Annotated in this window: 2 protein-coding genes; both read right to left on the minus strand. The window is 74.7% G+C overall.

The genetic code is table 11. The features are described from left to right. Nucleotides 1–1,973, minus strand: a 1,973-nt coding sequence (locus NJ376_RS28385; RefSeq protein ID WP_252956704.1) for a peptidoglycan D,D-transpeptidase FtsI family protein, incomplete at its 3' end; no start/stop codon positions are given. Beyond that, on the minus strand, nucleotides 1,970–2,167 hold a 198-nt coding region (locus NJ376_RS28390; RefSeq protein ID WP_252956705.1), incomplete at its 5' end, for a hypothetical protein. The genes NJ376_RS28390 and NJ376_RS28385, both read right to left, overlap by 4 nt.

Here is a 2,167-nt window from a genome sequence, read left to right on the forward strand (position 1 = left end):
GCATTGCCGCCGCGCGGCGCCGGGTTCGCGGCGGCGGCCGGTGGCGTCGCGGCGCGCGGCGGCCGCCCCGGCTGCAGCGGGATGCTGATGGTCTGCTGGATCTGCGGCGCCCGCTCCGTCTCCGGCACCATGCCGAGGATCGGGGCGATGCGGCGGATCACCATGCCGGCGGCCGGCGCCGCCACCCAGCCCGCGGTCGCGTAGCCATGGCTCTGTGCATTCGGCTTCGGCTCGTCGACCATGACATAGACGGCGTAGCGCGGCTGGTTCATCGGGAAGGCGCCGACGAAGGCGGCGATGCGCTTGTCCGCCAGATAGCCGCCGCGCGGCCCGGTCTTCTGCGCCGTACCGGTCTTGCCGCCGACGAAGTAGCCCGGCACCTCGGCACTCTTGCCGGAGCCGTCGGTGACGACGAGGCGCATCAGGCGCCGCATGATGTCCGAGGTGCGCTCGGAGATCACCCGCGTCCCCTCCCGCGCCACGCCGTCCGGCTGGGCGACCAGGGTGGGCGGGCGGAGGATGCCGCCATTGGCCAGCGCCGCGACGCCGGTGACGACATGCAGGGGCGAGACCGAGATGCCATGGCCGAAGGCGATGGTCATGGTGTTGATGTCGCGCCAGCTCTGCGGCCCGGGCGCCATGGGCCGCGCCGTCTCCGGCAGCTCCACGCCGAGCCGGGACAGCATGCCCATCCGTCCCATGAATTCGCGGTGCCGCTGCGGCCCCAGCAGCAGCGCCATATGCGCCGCGCCGAGGTTGGAGGAATAGGCCAGCACCTCGGGCAGCATCAGCACCCGGTTCTTGCCCTTGTAGTCGCTGATGGTGAAGCGGCCGTAGCGGATGGGGCGGGAGGCGTCGAAGGTGCTCCAGATGTTGGCCGCGCCGGAATCGAGCGCCATGGCGGCCGTCAGCAGCTTGAAGGTCGAGCCCGGCTCATAGAGGCCGACGGTGACGCGGTTGAAATGCGGGTCGCGGTCCTGCGGCACGGGGGCTGCCGCGGCGGCGCCGCGGCCGACCGGGATGCGGCGCCCGGTGGTAATGGCCGGCGCCTGGCCCGCGGCCTGCTCCTCTGCGCGGCGCTGCAGCCCGCCGGGGTCGGAGGCGTCGAAATCCGGCAGGCTGACCATGGCGAGAATTTCCGCCGTGTGCGCATCCAGCACCACCCCGGCGCCGCCGACGCCGTTGAAGTCGGCGATCGCCTTCGCCACCGCCTCGCGCAGCGCGACCTGCACCCGCACATCGATGGAGAGGCGGAGCGGCGAGCGGTCCTCCCGCAGCCGGGCGTCGAAATGCCGCTCCACGCCGGCGATGCCGCGACCGTCCACGTCCACCTGGCCGAGCGCATGCGCCGCGGCCGAGCCCTGCGGGTAGAAGCGCCGCTCGGCCGGGCGGAAATGGAAGCCGGGGATGCCGAGGTTGTTGATCGCCTGCTGCTGCCGGGGCGGCAGGTTGCGGGCGATATAGGCGAATTGCACGGGCGTCTCGGTGCCCGGGACCATGCGCTGGGTGATGCGGGCGATCAGCCGCTCGCGGTCCAGGCCGGGCAACACCGTCAGCAGCCGGTCGGCGGCGGCGACGGGGTCGTCGATCTCCTGCGGGTTGGCGTAGAGCTCCGTGACCTGGAGGGAGACGGCCAGCACCTCGCCATTGCGGTCGGTGATGGCGGCGCGAGTCACGGTCGGCTCGCCGGTCGGCACGCGGGCGGCCGGGCGCAGCCGCGGCGTCATCGGGTCCAGCACGGTGGCGAGGGTCAGCTTCACCCCGACCGCGGCGAAGAGCGTGGCGAAGCCGAAGGCGGCCAGCACCAGCCGGCCGCGGGTCCGCTCCAGCTGGGCGCGGCGGGCGAGCTCCGGCGCCGGGATGCGCACCAGGGCGCGGCTCGGCGCGGCCTCCCGCGGTACGGGCCGGCCGGCCGGCGCGGCGTGCGGGGAAGGCGGCGCGATCTCCGGGGGCTGGTCCGTGATGAAGCTCACCTGCCGCCCCCGTTGAGGGTGGCGGCGTGGGCGCTGCCGAAGGGCACGGGCGGGGCCAGCATCGGCCGGCTGCCGCCGAGCAGGGAGCCGCCGAGGGAGGTGACGGGCGGCTCCGCCGGGCGCGGGGCGGCGACGAGCTGGGTCGGCGCAGGGGCATGGCGCGGGGCGGGCGGCGGCACCTGCGCCACCACCGG

The organism is Siccirubricoccus soli, from assembly GCF_024178315.1.
Classification (GTDB): domain Bacteria; phylum Pseudomonadota; class Alphaproteobacteria; order Acetobacterales; family Acetobacteraceae; genus Siccirubricoccus; species Siccirubricoccus soli.